The sequence below is a fragment of the Microbacterium saccharophilum genome (assembly GCF_007992455.1).
Lineage (GTDB): Bacteria > Actinomycetota > Actinomycetes > Actinomycetales > Microbacteriaceae > Microbacterium > Microbacterium saccharophilum.
In genome coordinates this window covers 24,409-42,258 of record NZ_BKAH01000004.1, presented here as the reverse complement: position 1 = coordinate 42,258, position 17,850 = coordinate 24,409, and the positions used below count along the sequence as shown (strand labels likewise).

The window sequence follows — 17,850 nt, the reverse complement described above, 5'->3', positions numbered from 1 at the left end:
CGCGCCCGAGCCGCACGGGAGAACACACACTGTGACGCAGCACACCGACCGCCCCTCCGCGCGCCCGGCCCGACTTCGGCTGGGCGCGATCTTCGCCGCCACCATCACGGCATCCGCCGGCATCGCGCTCACCCCGAGCGTCGCCGTCGCGGCCGTCAGCCCCGATGCCGACATCGTTATCAGCGAGGTCTACGGCGGCGGCGGCAACAGCGGAGCCGCCTGGAACCGGGACTTCATCGAGCTCGCGAACGTCGGCGACACGGCCGTCGACCTCGGCGCCTACAGCGTGCAGTACGCCTCGGCGTCGGGCACCTCCTGGCAGGTCACGAACCTCACGGGCGTGACGCTCCCGGCGGGTGAGCAGCTCCTGGTCGGGCAGGCGACCGGGGCCAACACCGCCCTGCCCGCCTTCACCCCGGACGTCGAAGGCACGATCGCGATGAGCGGCTCGGAGGGCAAGGTCGCGCTCGTGTCGGCGCAGACCGCGCTCGTCGGCGCGACCGGCGTGGCCGCGCTCGAGCAGGTCGTCGACCTGGTCGGCTGGGGCAGCGCGAACGCGTTCGCCGGCTCGGCGGCGGCTCCCCGCACCGACAACGCCCGCAGCATCGCCCGCGACGCGGCGTTCACGAACACCGCCGACAACGCGGCGGACTTCACCCTCGGCGCGCCCACCCCGACGGCCCTGGGCGACGGCGGCGGAGACCCCGAACCCGAGCCGACGACCGCCACGATCGCCGAGATCCAGGGCACCGGCGACGCGTCGCCGCTGGCCGGCGCGACCGTGACCACGACCGGAGTCGTCACGGCGCACTACCCGCAGGGCGGCTTCAACGGGTACGTCATCCAGACCCCCGGCACCGGCGGCGCGCTCGACGCGGCGCACACGGCATCCGATGCCCTCTTCGTCTACGCGCCCGGCGCCGTCGGCGAGGTCGCGCTCGGCGACACGGTCGAGGTGACCGGCGTCGTCTCGGAGTTCAGCGGCCTCACCGAGCTGACCGTCGCCGCCGGCGGCGCGACCAAGATCGCGGACGCCGCGGCTCCGATCCCCGCGACCGTCCCCTGGCCGGCCACCCCTGCCGAGCGGGAGGCGCTGGAGTCGATGCTCGTGCAGCCGCAGGGCGCGTTCACGGTGAGCAACACCTACGCCACCAACCAGTACGGCGAGGTCGGCCTGGCGGCGGGCACCACTCCCCTGCGCCAGCCCACCGACGCCGCGCGCCCCGGCACCCCGGAGGCCGCCGCGATCGCCGCAGACAACGCCGCCCGCGCCGTGACCCTCGACGACGGCACCACGATCAACTACCTGAGCGCCGCGAACAGCGCCCTCATCCCGGCCTACGTCTCGCTGACCGAACCGGTCGTCGTCGGCGCCTCGCTCACCTTCGCGGCACCCGTGATCGTCGATTACCGCAACAACGCCTGGAAGCTGAACCCCACGACCCCGCTCGTCGGCGACGGCACCGGGGCGGACGGGGTCGCGTTCGCGAACCCGCGGACCCCGGCTCCCGACGCCGTCGGCGGCGACCTGTCGATCGCCTCGTTCAACGTCCTCAACTACTTCACGACCCTCGGGAGCGAGGACGCCTCGTGCGTCGCGTACACCGACCGCCTCGGCGACGGGGTGACGGTCCGCGACGGGTGCGACCAGCGCGGGGCGTGGGACGCCGCCGACCTGACGCGCCAGCAGGACAAGATCGTCGCGGCCATCCGGGCGCTGGATGCCGACGTCGTCGGCCTCATGGAGATCGAGAACTCCGCGGCCCTCGGCGAACAGGCCGACGAGGCCACCGCGACCCTGGTCGCCGCGCTCAACGCCGCGGCCGGTGCCGGCACGTGGGCGTACGTCCCCTCGTCGGCCGACCTGCCGGACGTGTCCGAGCAGGACGTCATCACGAACGCGATCATCTACCAGCCCGCCGCCGTCAGCCCGGTCGGCGCGGCGCGCGCGCTCGGCGACCAGAGCGGCGCCGGCGAGGCGTTCGGCAACGCCCGCGAGCCCATCGCGCAGGTCTTCGAACCCGCGGGCGGCGGCGCGCCGTTGCTGTTCGTCGTGAACCACTTCAAGTCCAAGGGATCCGCCGGGCCCTGGCCCGGCGACGCCGACGCCGGCGACGGGCAGGGCTCGTCCAACGAGTCCCGCGTCCGCCAGGCGACGGCGCTGCGCGACTGGGTGTCGACCATCCGCGGCGATGTGGACGCCGTCGCCCTCGTCGGCGACTTCAACTCGTACGGTCAGGAGGACCCGCTGCAGGTGCTCTACGACGCCGGCTACGCCGACGCGGAGCAGGCCTTCGACGTCCCGACGCAGTCGTACAGCTTCTCCGGCCTGTCCGGGTCGCTCGACCACGTGCTGCTGAACCAGGCGGCGCGCGACCGGGCCACCGGCGCCGACGTCTGGAACATCAACTCGGGCGAGTCGGTGGCGCTGGAGTACAGCCGGTTCCGTTCGCACGGTGCCGAGTTCTACGCGCCCGACGTCTACCGCTCGAGCGACCACGACCCCGTGCTCGTGGGCCTCGACGCCGACGCGGCGCCGGTCACCCTGACGCTGCTGGGCATCAACGACTTCCACGGCCGCATCGACAACAACACCGTGAAGTTCGCCGGAACGGTCGAGCAGCTGCGGGACGCCGCATCCGGTCCCGTGCTGTTCCTCTCCGCGGGCGACAACATCGGCGCGTCGCTGTTCCCGTCGGCGGTCGCCAAGGACCAGCCGACCATCGATGTGCTCAACGCGCTCGGCCTGCAGGCATCCGCCGTCGGCAACCACGAGTTCGACCGCGGGTGGGCCGACCTGTCCGGCCGCGTGTCCGACGCGTTCGACGCGCCGCAGCTGGGTGCCAACGTGTACCTCGCGGGCACCGAGACGCCCGCGCTCGACGAGTACGCGCTGCTGGATGCCGGCGGCCTCACGGTCGGCGTCATCGGCGCCGTCACCGAGGAGACCCCCTCGCTCGTCTCCCCGGCCGGCATCGTCGATCTCGCCTTCGGCGACCCCGTCGAGGCCGTGAACCGCGTGTCGGCGCAGCTGACCGACGGCGACGCCGCGAACGGCGAGGCGGACGTGCTCATCGCGCTGTACCACGAGGGCGCCGGGGCCGGTACCTCGGACGGCGCGACGCTCGAGGAGGAGATCGCCGCCGGCGGGCCCTTCGCCTCCCTTATCGAGGACACCTCCCCCGAGGTCGCCGCGATCTTCACCGGCCACACGCACAAGGAGTACGCGTGGTCGGCGCCGATCCCCGGCACGGACCGCACGCGGCCCGTCGTCCAGACCGGCTCGTACGGCGCGCGGATCGGCGAGATCACGCTGACGGTCGACCCGGCCACCGGCGAGATCACGGCGCACACCGAGCGCAACGTCAACCGCACCACGATCGACGACGCCACGCTCATCGCCCAGTACGACCGCGTCGCGGCCGTCTCGGAGATCGTGAAGAAGGCCCTGGCCGACGCCGCCGAGATCGGCAACACGGCCATCGGCGAGGTCGGCGGCGACATCACGACGGCCTTCAGCGGCGGATCGTACGTCGACGGTGTCTACACGGGCGGCACGCGCGACAACCGCGCCGCGGAGTCCTCGCTCGGCAACGCGGTGGGCAACATGCTGCGCGACTCGCTCGCCGACCTGCCGAACGGTGCGACGATCGGCGTCACGAACCCGGGCGGCCTGCGCGCCGACCTGTGGGACACGCAGGCCGAGTTCGGCGCGACGGCCATCCCGGGGATGGCGGACGGGACGGTCTCGTTCTCGCAGGCCAACGCGGTGCTGCCGTTCAACAACACCCTGGCCCTCGTGACGCTCACCGGGGCGCAGTTCACCACGATGCTCGAGCAGCAGTGGCAGCGGGATGCCGCGGGGAACATCCCGCAGCGCCCCTACCTCCAGCTGGGGCTCAGTGACAACGTGTCCTACACGTTCGACCCGTCCCTACCCGAGGGGCAGCGCATCACATCGGTCACGGTCGACGGGCAGCCGCTCGACCCGGCCGGGCAGTACCGCATCGGCACGTTCTCGTTCCTGGCGACCGGCGGAGACAACTTCCGCGTGTTCACGCAGGGCACCGACTACGTCGACACGGGCCTGCAGGACTACCAGGCGTGGGTCGACTACATCGCCGACAACTCCCCGCTCGAGCCCTCCTTCGCCCGTCGCGCCGTGCAGGTGGCCGGCGTGCCGGAGAGCGTGCGGGCCGGGGAGACGGTGCAGTTCTCCGTCGCGGGCCTGGACCTCACGAGCCGGGGTGCGCCGCTGAACACGACGCTGGCGGTCGCGCTCGGCGAGACCGTGCTGGGGTCCGTCCCCGTCACGGGCGGCGCCGCCACCGTGTCGGTGACGCTCCCCGCCGGCACGCCTGCCGGCGCGGCGGCCCTCACCCTGACAGCCGCGCCGTCCGGCACGGTCGTCACCGTGCCGCTGACGGTCGAGGCCGCGCAGGTGAAGGCGGAGACGCAGACGCGCCTGTGGGCGATCCTGCCGATCCACATCAACCGCCTGCTCCCGACGACCCTCGTGGCCGCCGTGACGCAGGACGGCGGGCGCCCGAGCGGTGTCGTGGAGTTCCGCGAGGGCGGCGCCGACGGCACGCTCGTCGGCACGGCGACCGTGAAGTCCGGCACGGCGACGCTCCGGCTCGGCACCCTGAGCCGCGGCATCCACCAGTACACGGCCGTCTTCGTGCCGAGCGACCCCCAGACGGTCGAGGGGTCCTCCAGCCGCACGGTGAGTGTGCGGGTCGTTCGCTGATCCCGGCTCCGGGAGGGGCGGCGCCCGCGCCGCCCCTCCTAGGCTGAGGCCATGACGATCTCGGTCGTGATGGTGCACGGGATCCGCACCTCCGCATCGATGTGGCGCGCGCAGCTCGCGCACCTCGAAGAGCGCGGCATCCCCGCCGTCGCCGTGGACCTGCCGGGGCACGGCACCCGGCGGGGCGAGGAGTTCACGCTCGACGAGGCCATGCGGACCATCGACGCTGCAGTGCAGGATGCCGCCGCACGCGGCCGCGTGCTGCTGGCCGGTCATTCGATGGGCGGCCTCCTGTGCATCGAGTACGTCGGACGCGAGACGCGTCCGCCCGTGGACGCCTTCATCGCCGCCTCCTGCTGCGCGATCCCCCGAGGGCTGGGGCTGCGGGCGTACCGCACGCTCGCCCGCGGGTTCAATGCGCTCCCCGGCCGCGGCCAGTGGTTCACCGACCGCGTGCTGGCCGGCACCCTGCCGCCCGAGACGCGCGGCGACTTCGGTGCCGGCGGCTATGCGTACGACGCGCAGGACGTCGCCCTGGCGAGCCTGTCGGTCCTCGATCTCCTGGCGGCGCTGCGCCGCATCGACGTGCCGACGTGGTTCGTCAACGGCCAGTACGACCAGCTGCGCGTCAACGAGCGCCTCTTCGTGTCGCTCGTGCCCGACTCGGAGCTCATCGTGGTGCCGCGCACGACGCACCTCGTCACCGCGATGCGCCCGCGGGTGTTCAACGCGGTGCTGGATCTGGCTCTCGCGACGATGGATGCCGGGCGCTGACGCGGGACGTCATGACGGCGCCCGCGACCGAGAGCAGCGCCGCGCTCGCGAACAGGAGCCAGAACCCGCCGACCAGGGCGACCAGCGCCGCCCCGATGAGCGGGCCGAGCAGCTGGCCCAGGTTGGCGGCGACCGTGACGAGGCCGAGGTCGCGCGCGTGGTCCTCCGCGCGGGGAAGGAGATCGGTCGCGAGTGCGACGCCCACCGACGTGAACGCGCCGAAGCCCACCCCGAGGATCGCCGCCGCCACCAGCGCCACGGGGTAGGTCGCCACCGCCGCGAGAAGGGCGGCGGCGACCGCCTGGACGAGTGCGGCCCCGACGACGAGCCGCCGGCGGTTTCCCGTGCGGTCCGAGATCCGCCCGCCGACGACCGAGGCCGCCACGACGAACACGGTGTACACGAGGATCAGCAGCAGCAGGTCGTCCTCGGCCTGCGCGGCCGGGGTGCCGACGCCATAGCGCAGGAAGAACAGCAGCAGCGTCGTCCCGAGCGCGTTGCCCAGGTTGACGACGAAACGCCCGCCCAGCATCCAGGTGAAGTCGCGGTTGCGGAGCACCGCCCAGCGCGCGGCGGGCGGCTCGTGCCGCGTGGGCAGGGCGATGCCGCGAGCGGGGTCGGGCAGCAGCAGAGCCGCCGCCGCTCCGGAGACCGCGACGAGCGCGGCGAGCACGAGGTACCCGCCCGTCACGTCGAGGTCGAGGAGCGCGATCGTCCCGACGCCCACGATGAGCCCGACGGCCTGCGTGGACCCGACGACCGCGGAGGCCGCGCCGCGCTGGTCGGAGAGCTGATCGGCGATGAGGGCGGTGAACGCGGCCGAGGAGATCGCCACCCCCAGGGACAGACCGGTCCAGCCGAGGCCCACCGCGAGCGGGCCCGAGGCGAACGCCGTTCCGATGAGCGACACGGTCATGAGCGCCGTGCCCGCGAGTGCCCACGGCCGCCGGCGGCCGAGGGGCGAGCCGGTGCGGTCGGACAGGTGACCGGCGAGAGGCGTCGCGAGCAGGGCCACGAGCCCCCCGACGCCCAGCACGAGCCCCGAAACCACGACGCCGCCGATCCATTCGCCCTCTCCGCCGGGCGTGTCCAGCTGGAGCGGGATGAGAAGCTGCAGCGGCGTCAGCTGCACGGCCCAGATCGCAAGCCATGCGAGGGCGAACAACGAGAACCACCGGGCGCTGACGCGTGCGGGCGGCGGGGAGGATGCCACGGTGCTCCTTCGTCACGGGCCGGATCCGGCAGGATCGATCATGCCCGACCCGATGTCGACGGGCGCCGCGGCACGGCCGTCGGAGCGAAACCTGATAGACTCGGTGATTGGCTTGCGTGTGGGCTCCTCTCTCACACGACCGCCGTGCGACAGCCCTCTCTTGTCTCTCGGCACATCCATCGATAACTCCGAACGAAAGATACGTCGAACGTGGCGAACATCAAGTCGCAGATCAAGCGCAACAAGACCAACGAGAAGGCGCACGAGCGCAACAAGGCCGTCAAGAGCGGCCTGAAGACCGAGGTGCGCCGCACCCGCGAGGCCATCGCCGCCGGCGACAAGGCCGCCGCCGAGAAGGCTCTCGCCCAGGCATCGAAGAAGCTCGACAAGGCCGTGAGCAAGGGCGTCATCCACGAGAACCAGGCTGCGAACCGCAAGTCGGCGATCGCGAAGCAGGTCGCCGCTCTCTGAGCCTCGTCTGTCACGAAGGCCCGCCCCTCCGGGGGGCGGGCCTTCGTCGTTCCCGGGCGCGACCCGCGCCGGGCTCGCGCGGACGGTGTGCGCGGTCAGGCGCCGTACGGCGCGCGGGTCGCGATGACCGTGACGAGGCGTTCGACCGCGAACACGGGGTCGCGCGAGGCGCCCTTCACTTCGGCGTCGGCGCGTGCCGCGGCCTGGATCGCGATGCCCAGGGACGCCTCCGACCAGCCGGCGAGGTCGCGTCGCGCGCGGTCGACCTGCCAGTCCTTGAGCCCGAGACGCGACGCGAGTTCGCGGGCGGGCTCGCGGGAGCCGGCGACCCGCGCCATCGTGCGCAGCTTGGAGGCGATCGCCGCGACGAGCGGGACCGGGTCGGCGCCGCTGGCGAGGGCGTGCCGCAGCGCGATGAGCGCCTCGCCGTAACGACCCGCGATGGCCGTGTCGGCGACGGTGAACGCGGATGCCTCGACCCGGCCGCCGTAGTACCGCTGCACGACGTCCTCGCCGATGTCGCCGGAGACGTCGGAGATGAGCTGCTGGCAGGCCGCGGCGAGCTCGGTCACATCGTCCGCGAACGCGGAGACGAGCGCGCGGAGGGCGGCGGGAGCGATGCGGCGCTGCGCGGCCTTGAACTCCCCCGCGGCGAAGTCGAACTTGTCCGAGTCGCGCTTGATGGCCGGGCACGCGATCTCCACGCCGCCGCCGGTGCCCGACCGGATGGCATCCAGGAGCTTCTTGCCCCGCACGCTCGCGCACGTGTGGCGGAGCACGACGGTCGCTCCGTCCTGAGGTGACTCCAGATACGCGAGCGCCTCGGTCAGGAACGCGTCACTGCACTTCTCCACACCCGTGACGCGGACGAGCCGCGGCTCGGCGAACAGCGAGGGCGACGTGACGGCGAAGAGCGACCCGGGTGCGTAGTCGTCGGCGCGGAGGTCGGAGACCTCGAGGCTCGGATCCTCCGCACGGAGGAATTCGCGGATGCCGGCCGTCGCACGCTCGGCACAGACCTCTTCCGGGCCCGACACGAGCACGATGGGCGCCGGCTGCGGGGCCCGCCAGGAGATCTGCGGGATCGCCGAGGCGGTGCGCGCGGCGGGGCGGCGCGGAGCGGGCGTCATCCCTCCAGCCTACTGACGGCCCGTGACACCGGCGGACGCAGCGGCGGACGCGTCGGCCCGCCAGACGTGGATGCCCTCGCCCGTGCGCCACAGGGCGGCGGCGCCGCCGCGGTCGGTCCGCAGCACCGTCGCGCCGAGCCCGTCCAGGACATCGAGGATCTCGTCCCGCGGGTGTCCGTAGGTGTTCTCCCCCACGGTCACGAGCGCGACCTGCGGCGCGAGGCGCGCGTACAGCGCGGGCTCCTGGTCGGCGCTGCCGTGGTGGGCGACCTTCACGACGGCCACGCCCCGGGGCACGCGTCCTGTCGCGAGGAGTCCCTGCTGGGCGGACGCCGACAGGTCACCGAGCAGCACGGTCGAGGGGATTCCGCCTCCCTCCACGGCCAGGATGACGCCCGCGTCGTTGCCCGGCCCGTAGCCCTGTTCCCTCGCCCGCGGCCACAGCACGCGCCAGCCTGCCTCGCCCAGGGTCCCCGAGACCCCCGCGTGGCCGGGTACGAGCCGGGCGCCACCGTCGGAGAGGCCGGCGAGCAGGGCGACATCCTCGGGTGACGACGGCGGCCCGTGCAGCACCGTGTCGACCCGCCCCCGGACGGCGGCGACCCCGCCGCGGTGATCGAGGTCGAAGTGGGTCAGCACGAGGAGGTCGATGCGGGCCACCCCGAACCTGTCGAGGCAGGCGCCGAGCGGTGCGGGGTCCGGACCGGTGTCGACCAGCGCGACCCGTCCCGCCGACCGCAGCAGCACGGCGTCGCCCTGACCGACGTCGCACGCCACGATCGACCACGCCGGCACGCGCACACGATCGATGAGCGCCGCGACCGGCCCGGCGGCGACGCCGACGCCGAGGAACGCGGCGAGCAGCAGGACCGCCGTCCGGCGCACGGCGGGCGCCACCCCCGGCACGATGAGCGCCGCCGCGCACGCGCCGACGATCGCCAGCAGGGCGAGCCCGGGCAGCCCCTCCGGCCAGGGCGCGCTGCTGCCGGGCAGCGCCGCGAACGTGGTGGCGGTGCCGGCGATCCACGCCGAGGGCACCCAGGCGAGCGCCGCGAGCCCCGGGCCGATCAGCGGGACCCCCGCCGTCAGGCAGGCCGCGAGGCCGAGCACCGTGCCAACGGGCGCGGCCGGGGCGGCGAGCAGGTTCGCCACGACGCCGTACACCGCGACCCGCGGGTCGATGAGGACGATGAGCGGCCCGCACGCGAGCTGCGCGGCGAGCGGCACCGCGAGCGCGAGGGCGAGCGGTCGCGGCATCCACCGGGCAAAACCGTCCGCGAGCGGTCCCGCAGCCAGGAGCAGCGACGCCGTTGCGGCGGAGGACAGCGCGAAGCCGAGCGATCCCGCGAGCCACGGGTCCACGATCAGCAGCACCGTGATCGCGAGAGCGAGGACCGACATGCCCGCCCCGATCCGGCCGAGCAGCACGCCGAGCATCGCGATGGCCGCCATCGCCCCGGCCCGCACGACGCTCGGCTCCGGCGAGACGAGCACGACGAAGGCCGACAGCGTCGCGACTCCGGCCGCGACCCGGAGACCGCGTGAGGCGCCGGTGAGCGCCGCGGCGGCGAAGGCGAGCCCGACGACGAGCGCGCAGTTCGCGCCGGAGACCGCCGTCAGATGCGACAGGGATGCCGTCTTCATGGCGGTGTCGAGGTCCGCGGTGACCGCCGACGTGTCGCCGACCGCGAGGCCGGCGATGAGCCCGGCCGCCGGCTGCGGCAGACCCGCGACGGTCTCCTGCAGGCCGCCACGGAGTTCGGCGGCCGCCGCGAGCACGCCGGCCGGCGGCGCCCGCAGCCGGAGGCCCGGGCCCGCCCGGATGACGAGCACGGCCCGGTCGCCGGCATCCGCACGGAAGGCCGTGCCCCGCAGCTGGATGCGCGCGCCCAGGTCGAGGCCCGCGGGTGCGTCACCGGTCCGCACGACCACGGGCACGGGTGCCGTGAACGCGCGGTCCCCGTACGCGATCCGCTCCGTGAGCGCGTCGAACCGCCAGCCGGATGCGCCGCGCTCGACCTTGCCGACGACGTTCGCGTCCACGGCGATCACGCGCCCGCCGTCGACCTCCAGAGCGGATGCCGCCGCGCGCGCCGGCTGCGCGAGCGCCACGTGGCTCGCGACCGCGGCCGCACACGCGAGGGCCACGGCCGCCAGGGCCGCGTCCGCGCGCCGTCGTCCCGGCGTCCGCGACGCGACCGCCAGCAGCCCGGCAGTGAGCGCCCACAGTCCCGCGGCGATGCCCGGCGACGCCGTCGGCAGATGCGTCGCGACGCCCGCCGCACCCCACGCGGCGAGGGCGACCGGCACGAGCCGCAGGTCGCGCCGGCGTGCCGTGCGACTGCTCACAGGGTCACCAGGTCGCGGAGACCCGCGAGCATCTTCTCGCCGATGCCGGGGACGGCCAGCAGGTCCTCCACGCTCGTGAAGCGGCCGTTCTCCTCCCGCCACGCGATGATCCGCTCCGCGAGTGCCGGGCCGATGCGCGGCAGGGTGTCCAGCTCCGTGGCCGCGGCCGTATTGAGGTTGACGAGGCCGTCGCCGTCGCCCGCCGTGCCCGCCGTGCCCCCTGGCGGCGGCGCCTCCCCCACCCGGGGCACGTGCACCTGCTCGCCGTCCGTGAGGAGTCGCGCCAGGTTCACCGCCGAACGGTCGGCGTCGCCCGCGAACCCGCCGGCGGCGGCCACGCCGTCCACGAGCCGCGCCCCCTCGTCGAGGCGGTACAGGCCCGGCTGCGCGACGGCGCCGGCCAGATGGACGTAGAGGACCGCCGGGCTGACGGCCGTCGTCGGCAGCGGGACCACCTCGGCGGTGGTCCCGGTCGTCCGGACGACCCCGATCAGCACCGTGATCGCGGCAGCGGCGAGCACCACGACGATCGCGGCGCCGACGCCGAGACGCCGGCGTGCACGCGCCGCCTCGGCCGTTCCGCTCACCGCGCCAGGTTCGCACCTGCCGCGGCGGCGGGGAGCCGCGCTTCACGAAGACGTGGACGGACGGCGCTCCGCCCCCGCCGGGGAGGAGGCTAGGACGTGGTGAAGCTGACGACCTTCGGCGCCCGGACCACGGCCCGCGTGATCGCGCGACCGGCCAGGGCGCGGACGACCTTCTCGTCCGTGCGGGCGAGGGCCTCGAGCTCGTCGGCGGAGACGCGGGCGGGCACCGTGAGGGTGCCGCGCACCTTGCCGTCGATCTGCACGACCGCGGTGACCGACTCCTCGACGAGGAGGGTCGGGTCGGCCTGACGCCACGGCACGAGACCGACGAACGGCTCGTAGCCGAGGATCTCCCACATCTCCTCCGCCGTGTGCGGTGCGAACAGGTCGAGCACCATGGCGATGGCCTCGGCGGCTTCCCGCACGGCCGGGTCGGCTGCGCCGGCACCGCTGTCGATCACCTTGCGGGTGGCGTTCACGAGCTCCATGAGGCGTGCCACGACGACGTTGAACTTCGTGTGCTCGACGAGGCCGGGGGCGTCCGCCCAGAGGTGGTGGGTGACGCGGCGCAGCGCCGCATCCCCGTCCTTCCAGGCGACATCGGTGGGGCTCGCGACGTCGCGGGCGACGCGCAGCGCACGGGCCAGGAACTTCTGCGCGCCCGTGGTCGACACGTCCTCCCAGTCGATGTCGTCCTCGACGGGCCCGGCGAAGGCGATCGCGATGCGGACGGCGTCGGCGCCCGGGTCGACCATGCTCGACGCGAACTCGACGAGGTTGCCCTTCGACTTGGACATCTTCGAGCCGCTCAGCAGCACCATGCCCTGATTGATCAGCGATGAGAACGGCTCGGTGAAGGAGATGAGCCCCATGTCGAAGAGGACCTTCGTGATGAACCGCGCGTACAGCAGGTGCAGGATCGCGTGCTCGACACCGCCGATGTACGCGTCGACCGGCGCCCACCTGTCCGCCTCACGGGACGGGAAGGCCTCCGCCGGGTCGTTCGCCGCCAGGAAGCGGAGGAAATACCACGAGCTGTCGACGAACGTGTCCATCGTGTCGGGGTCGCGCAGCGCCGGCTCGCCGGTCTCGGGGTCGACGGTCTGCATCCACTCGGTCGCGCCGCCGAGGGGCGACGTGCCCTTCGGGGCGAGGTCGAGCCCGTGCGCGTCGGGCAGACGCAGCGGGAGCTCCTCGTCGGGGACCGGGACGATCCGGCCGTCCTCGGTGTGGACCATCGGGATGGGGGTGCCCCAGAACCGCTGGCGGGAGATCAGCCAGTCGCGCAGCCGATACGACTTCGCGGCCCGGCCGGTGCCGGCCGCCTCGAGCTGCTCGATGACGCGGGCGATCGCGTTGCGCTTGGACAGGCCGTCCAGCGGACCGGAGTTGACGAGGCGGCCGTCCCCCGTGAGTGCCACGCCGGTGCGGGCGGGGTCGAGGTCGGTGAGGTCCGGCTCCGCGGAGCCCGGATCGATCGGGACGCCCTGCTCGTCGAGTTCGATCACGGGGATGGCGCCGGTGACGGGCGCCGTCGTGTCCACGACGACCTTGACGGGCAGATCGAAGGCGCGGGCGAAGTCGAGGTCGCGCTGGTCGTGCGCGGGCACGGCCATGACGGCGCCGTGGCCGTAATCGGCCAGGACGTAGTCGGCGGCCCAGACCGGCAGTCGCTCCCCGTTGACGGGGTTGATGGCGTACCGGTCGAGGAAGACGCCGGTCTTCGGGCGGTCGGTGCTCTGCCGCTCGATGTCGGTCTCCTTCTGCACGCGCTCCAGATAGTCCTGGAAGCGCATGCGCACCTCTGCCGAGGCCCCGGATGCCAGTTCGGCGGCGAGGTCGGAGTCGGGCGCGACGACGAAAAAGGTGGCGCCGTGCAGCGTGTCCGGCCGCGTGGAGAAGACCGTGACCTTCTCGGCGCGGCCCTCGATCTCGAAGTCGATGTCGGCGCCGACGGAGCGGCCGATCCAGTTGCGCTGCATCCGGATGACCTTCTGCGGCCAGAACCCCTCGAGCTGGTTGAGGTCATCCAGCAGGCGGTCGGCGTAGTCGGTGATCTTGAAGTACCACTGCGTCAGCTTCTTCTTGACGACCTCGGTGCCGCACCGCTCACAGCGCCCGTCGACGACCTGCTCGTTCGCGAGGACGGTCTGGTCCTTCGGGCACCAGTTGACGGGGCTCGCCTTGCGGTAGGCGAGGCCGCGCTCGTACAGCCGCTGGAACAGCCACTGGTTCCAGCGGTAGTACTCCGGGTCGCTCGTGTGCAGCACCCGGCTCCAGTCGTACGACGTGCCGAAGTGCTGCAGGCTCGCCTTCTGCTGCGCGATGTTCGCGTACGTCCACTCGCGCGGGTCCGCCCCGCGCTGGATGGCGGCGTTCTCGGCAGGCAGCCCGAAGGAGTCCCAGCCAATCGGGTTGAGCACGTTGTAGCCGCGGTGGCGCCAGAAGCGCGCCACCGTGTCGACATACGCGTAGTTCTCCGCGTGCCCCATGTGCATGTCGCCGGACGGGTACGGGAACATCCCGAGGACGTACTTGCGCGGCCGGGTGTCGTCATCGCCTCCCGCGCGGAACGGGTCGGCCTCGGCCCACCGTCGCTGCCACTTCGCCTGGATGGCGTACGTGTCGGAGGCACCGTCCTCCGGGATGGCAGTGGTGTCGGGCGTGGAGGTCGTGGACAAGGGAAGCCAATCGTGCTGGAGCGGGAGTACGCGGAGTGCGCGCCCTCCCAGGTTACCGGACGCGCCGTTTCACCAGCCCGGTGGCAGCGCGGCCCCGAGCGCGGCGAGCGGACCGCGGGCCTTCACCCCGACTTCGGCGACCTCCGCACCGGGATCCGACCCCCACGTGATGCCGCCGCCGGCGCCGACCGACGCCCCTCCCGGGTGCACCACGATCGAGCGGATGACCATCGCGAGGTCGGCTGTGCCGTCGTGGCCGACCCAGCCGAAGCATCCCGCGAACACGCCGCGCGGCGCGTCCTCCAGCTTGTGCAGGATCGTCATCGCCGACAGCTTCGGAGCCCCGGTCATGCTCCCCGCCGGGAAGGCGGCATCCAGCACGTCCCCGACCGTGCGCCCCGGCTGCAGCCGCCCGCCGACGGCGCTGACCAGCTGATGGACGGCGGGGTACGACTCGACGACGAGGAGCTCCTCGACGCCGACCGTGCCCGGCAGGCACACGCGCTGCAGGTCGTTGCGCATGAGGTCGACGATCATGACGTTCTCGGCGCGCTCCTTCGGACTGGCGCGCAGCTCCGCAGCCAGGGCCGCGTCGGCGGCGGGCTCGTCGGAACGGGGCCGCGTGCCCTTGATCGGACGGGTCCGCACGATGCCGTCGCCGATCTCGAGGAACCGTTCCGGACTCGCGCTGGCGAGGGCGTACGGGCCGCTGCGCAGCAGCCCCCCGTGGTGTGCGGGCGTCGCCTCGCGGAGGGCCAGGTAGGTCGCGACGGCATCCACCGGCTCTGCGGATGCCGGCACGTCGAAACGCGTCGTCAGGCACAGCTGATAGGCATCCCCCGCACGGATGGCCTCGCGGCACCGGCCGATGAGCGCCGCGTACGCGCCCGGCGCGTGCCGCCCGCGGGCCACGCGACGAGGCGGGGCCGTCGGGGGCGGCAGCGCGCCCGCACGCCAGGACTCCACCTGCGCGACGAAGGCGTCGAGCGCCCCGGGCGGCGCGACCGCCCACAGCGTCCGCGTCGTGTGGTCCACGGCGACGAACCGGTCGACCTCGAGCCACATCTCGGCCGGGGCGGTGTCGTCGGCCGACGCCGGCGCCCCCGCACGCGCCGCGGCGGCGTCGTACCCGAGCCAGCCGACCCAGCCGCCGCCGAACGGCAGCGGAAGCGACGACCGCACCGCCGGCGCGACGGTGACCTGCTGCGGCGCGCGCGGGTCACCCGGCGTGCCGGTCCCGAGGAGACTCCACCCCGTCGTGGCGGCGGGGCCGGCGTCCAGCCAGAAGCTGTGCGCGGCGCGCGCGGGACCGTTCGCATGGAGGACGGCGGGATCCGTCCAGCCGGCCAGCGCGCGGGCGGCGAGGACAGGAGGCACCCTCACAGGCTAGACCGGCGCATCCGGTCATAGTCTGGTGCCGTGAACGAGTTCCTCACGTGGCTCCTCGACGCGGTGCAGAGTGTGGACCCGGTCTTGAGGACGCTGCTCGCGGGACTCGCGATCATGCTCGAGACGAGCGTGCTGGTGGGGCTCGTCGTGCCCGGTGACACGATCGTCATCGTCGCGGGCACCGCCGTCGGCTCCGTCGTCGAGGGCGCGCTCCTCGTGGTCGCCGTGATCGTGGGCGCGCTCATCGGGGAGAGCATCGGCTTCCTGCTCGGGCGCTGGCTGGGTCCCCGCATCCGCTTCTCGAAGCTCGGGGCGAAAGTGGGCGAGGACAACTGGCGGCGCGCGGAGCTGTACCTCCGCCGCCGCGGCGGCCCGGCCATCTTCCTCTCCCGGTTCCTGCCGGTCCTGCACTCCCTCGTGCCGCTCACGGTGGGCATGAGCGGGTTCGCCTACCGTCGTTTCCTCGCCTGGACGGCTCCGGCATGCGCCGTGTGGGCCGTGCTGTACGTCAGCGTCGCCGCCGCGGCGGCGGGGACCTACCGCGAGCTCGCCGACCAGCTGCATTTCGCGGGCTACATCTTCGTCGGGGTCATCGTGGGTTTCCTGCTGCTCGCGTATGTCGCCAAGCGCGTCATCGTCGCCCGGGAGTCGCGTCACCTGCGTCTGGAGGACGAGGCCGAGGTCCGGCCCTCCTCCGACGGCGTGGGAGACTGAGTCGATGCCCACCCCCCGCAACGCCCGCGCGAAGATCCTGTGGCTCGCGCGCCTGGAGTACCGGTTCCACTCCTGGCGGGAGCGCCGTGCCCGCCGGCGCGGGCAGCTTCCGACGGTCGCGGCGTACCCCGGGTACGGCAGCGAGCAGTGGGTCCGCGTGCTGGGCCGCGCCCTCATCGTCCCGCCGGTGCGCACGCAGCGCGGCGAGTACGCGAGCGTCCGCGGCTGGCGGAGCTTCGCGGCCGTCCCGGTCGGCTTCGCCCAGGTCTCCATCACGATCGACGGGGTGACGCACGAGGTCGTCGCCGACCGCGGCGGCGTCATCGACGCCGTGATCGAAGCCCGGCTCTCCCCCGGCTGGCAGGCCATCACGATGTCGGTCGAGGGCTCCGAGCCCGTCGAGACCCGCGTGTTCGTCGTGGGCGCCGATGTCCGGTTCGGCGTCATCTCCGACGTCGACGACACCGTCATGGTCACGGCACTGCCGCGGCCCTTCGTCGCGGCGTGGAACTCCTTCGTCCTCGACGAGCACGCCCGCCAGCCCGTCCCCGGCATGGCCGTGCTGCTGGAGCGCCTCGTCCGGGATCACCCGGGCTCCCCCGTCGTCTACCTCTCCACCGGCGCGTGGAACGTGGCGCCCACCCTCGTGCGCTTCCTGCGCCGGCATCTCTTCCCGCTCGGCGCGCTGCTGCTCACCGACTGGGGTCCCACGCATGACCGGTGGTTCCGCAGCGGCCGCGAGCACAAGCAGGAGAACCTGCGGCGGCTGGCGCGCGAGTTCCCGGACGTCAAGTGGATGCTGATCGGCGATGACGGTCAGCATGACGACGACCTCTACACGAGCTTCACGAGCGAGTTCCCCGGGCACGTGACGGCCGTCGCGATCCGCCGCCTGTCCCCCGCCGAGGCCGTGCTGGCCGGTGGCCGGACCGCCGTCAACGACCACTCCGCCGCGGCAGTGCCGTGGGTCACCGGGCCGGACGGCGCGGGCCTGCTCGACCGGCTCTCCGAAGTGGGCGTGCTCGACGCCGACTGACCCGGCGTGTCGGCGACCCCGCGTACGCTGGCGGCATGTGCGGTCGTTTCGTGGTGGCCAATGTCGGATCCGAGCTCGTGGACGTCCTCCGCGTCGACGTCGAGGGTGAGGACCTCCCGGCGCCCTCGTACAACATCGCCCCGACCGATCGGGTGGCGATCGTCCTCGACTCCGCGAAGAGCGAGCCGCCCGTCCGGCGGCTCGAGTCCGCGCGCTGGGGGCTCGTCCCGGCCTGGGCGAAGGACCCGTCCGTCGGCGTGCGCGCGTTCAACGCGCGCTCCGAGGAGGTCGAGGACAAGCCGATGTTCCGGCAGGCGCTCATCAAGCGCCGCGCCGTGATCCCCGCCACCGGGTACTACGAGTGGAAGACGGAGGACGGCGTGAAGACGCCGCATTTCATCCACCCCGCCGATGGATCGCCCCTCCTGTTCGCCGGTCTGTACGAGTGGTGGAAGGACCCCGGCAAGGCCGACGACGACCCCGCCCGCTGGCTGCTCAGCTTCACGATCATGACGCGCGACGCCGTCGGGCCGCTCGGCTCCATCCACGATCGGATGCCGCTGTTCATCGACGCCGACCACGCCGACGCGTGGCTGGACCCGACCACCGAGAACGTCGGCGACGTGCTCGATGCCGCGATCGACGCGGCTCCGGCCCTCGCCGAGACGCTCGAGTCGTACGTCGTCGACCGCGCGGTCGGCAACGTCCGGAACAACTCGCCGGCTCTCATCGAGCCGGCGAGCTGACCCAGACCCG

Annotated in this window: 12 protein-coding genes; 6 read left to right on the top strand and 6 right to left on the bottom strand. The window is 73.3% G+C overall.

Annotated elements, in window-relative coordinates; genetic code table 11:
• The first annotated feature begins 31 nt into the window (after nucleotides 1-31).
• Nucleotides 32-4,750 carry an ExeM/NucH family extracellular endonuclease gene (locus MSA03_RS05875; RefSeq protein ID WP_371863076.1) on the top strand — a complete coding sequence of 1,573 codons (4,719 nt, stop codon included), beginning with the start codon at nucleotides 32-34 and terminating at the stop codon, nucleotides 4,748-4,750.
• A gap of 51 nt (nucleotides 4,751-4,801) precedes the next feature.
• On the top strand, nucleotides 4,802-5,524 hold the full coding sequence (locus MSA03_RS05870) for an alpha/beta fold hydrolase (protein WP_028495600.1): 723 nt from the start codon (nucleotides 4,802-4,804) through the stop codon (nucleotides 5,522-5,524).
• On the opposite strand, the gene MSA03_RS05865 is transcribed toward MSA03_RS05870, so the two are convergent.
• On the bottom strand, nucleotides 5,475-6,737 hold the full coding sequence (locus MSA03_RS05865; RefSeq protein ID WP_147049995.1) for an MFS transporter: 1,263 nt from the start codon (nucleotides 6,735-6,737) through the stop codon (nucleotides 5,475-5,477). The genes MSA03_RS05870 and MSA03_RS05865 overlap by 50 nt on opposite strands.
• A gap of 210 nt (nucleotides 6,738-6,947) precedes the next feature.
• Here MSA03_RS05865 and rpsT point away from each other — a divergent pair, with 210 nt between their 5' ends.
• Nucleotides 6,948-7,208 (top strand): 30S ribosomal protein S20, encoded by a 261-nt coding sequence (gene rpsT / locus MSA03_RS05860; protein WP_028495598.1) that lies wholly within the window; start codon nucleotides 6,948-6,950, stop codon nucleotides 7,206-7,208.
• A gap of 95 nt (nucleotides 7,209-7,303) precedes the next feature.
• Here rpsT and holA read toward each other — a convergent pair whose 3' ends face one another.
• From holA to MSA03_RS05835, 5 genes are all read right to left on the bottom strand, one after another.
• On the bottom strand, nucleotides 7,304-8,338 hold the full coding sequence (gene holA / locus MSA03_RS05855; protein WP_147049994.1) for a DNA polymerase III subunit delta: 1,035 nt from the start codon (nucleotides 8,336-8,338) through the stop codon (nucleotides 7,304-7,306).
• A gap of 9 nt (nucleotides 8,339-8,347) precedes the next feature.
• On the bottom strand, nucleotides 8,348-10,687 hold the full coding sequence (locus MSA03_RS05850; protein WP_147049993.1) for a ComEC/Rec2 family competence protein: 2,340 nt from the start codon (nucleotides 10,685-10,687) through the stop codon (nucleotides 8,348-8,350).
• Complete coding sequence (locus MSA03_RS05845; RefSeq protein ID WP_147049992.1) at nucleotides 10,684-11,274, bottom strand: ComEA family DNA-binding protein; 591 nt, start codon at nucleotides 11,272-11,274, stop codon at nucleotides 10,684-10,686. The genes MSA03_RS05850 and MSA03_RS05845 overlap by 4 nt, the downstream gene beginning before the upstream one ends.
• Nucleotides 11,275-11,363: 89 nt before the next feature.
• A complete protein-coding gene (gene leuS, locus MSA03_RS05840; protein WP_174799855.1) occupies nucleotides 11,364-13,955 on the bottom strand; it encodes a leucine--tRNA ligase in 2,592 nt (863 codons plus the stop codon).
• 69 nt (nucleotides 13,956-14,024) lie between these two features.
• Nucleotides 14,025-15,332 (bottom strand): anthranilate synthase component I family protein, encoded by a 1,308-nt coding sequence (locus MSA03_RS05835; protein WP_147049991.1) that lies wholly within the window; start codon nucleotides 15,330-15,332, stop codon nucleotides 14,025-14,027.
• 42 nt (nucleotides 15,333-15,374) lie between these two features.
• Between MSA03_RS05835 and MSA03_RS05830 the strand changes: the two genes are divergently transcribed.
• From MSA03_RS05830 to MSA03_RS05820, 3 genes are read left to right on the top strand one after another with little or no spacing between them, the layout of a single operon-like run.
• Entirely contained in the window at nucleotides 15,375-16,058 is a 684-nt protein-coding gene (locus MSA03_RS05830) for a DedA family protein (protein ID WP_028495592.1), read from the top strand.
• A gap of 4 nt (nucleotides 16,059-16,062) precedes the next feature.
• Nucleotides 16,063-17,094: an App1 family protein phosphatidate phosphatase gene (locus tag MSA03_RS05825; protein ID WP_028495591.1), complete on the top strand. Its 1,032-nt coding sequence runs from the start codon at nucleotides 16,063-16,065 to the stop codon at nucleotides 17,092-17,094.
• 35 nt (nucleotides 17,095-17,129) lie between these two features.
• A complete protein-coding gene (locus tag MSA03_RS05820; protein WP_028495590.1) occupies nucleotides 17,130-17,840 on the top strand; it encodes an SOS response-associated peptidase in 711 nt (236 codons plus the stop codon).
• The last annotated feature ends 10 nt before the right edge of the window (nucleotides 17,841-17,850 follow it).

Excerpts from the sequence above, each read along its gene's own strand:
- MSA03_RS05870 (WP_028495600.1), top strand. The coding sequence starts at position 4,802 with ATGACGATCTCGGTCGTGATGGTGCACGGGATCCGCACCTCCGCATCG.
- MSA03_RS05820 (WP_028495590.1), top strand. The coding sequence starts at position 17,130 with ATGTGCGGTCGTTTCGTGGTGGCCAATGTCGGATCCGAGCTCGTGGAC.
- holA (WP_147049994.1), bottom strand. The coding sequence starts at position 8,338 with ATGACGCCCGCTCCGCGCCGCCCCGCCGCGCGCACCGCCTCGGCGATC.
- MSA03_RS05825 (WP_028495591.1), top strand. The coding sequence starts at position 16,063 with ATGCCCACCCCCCGCAACGCCCGCGCGAAGATCCTGTGGCTCGCGCGC.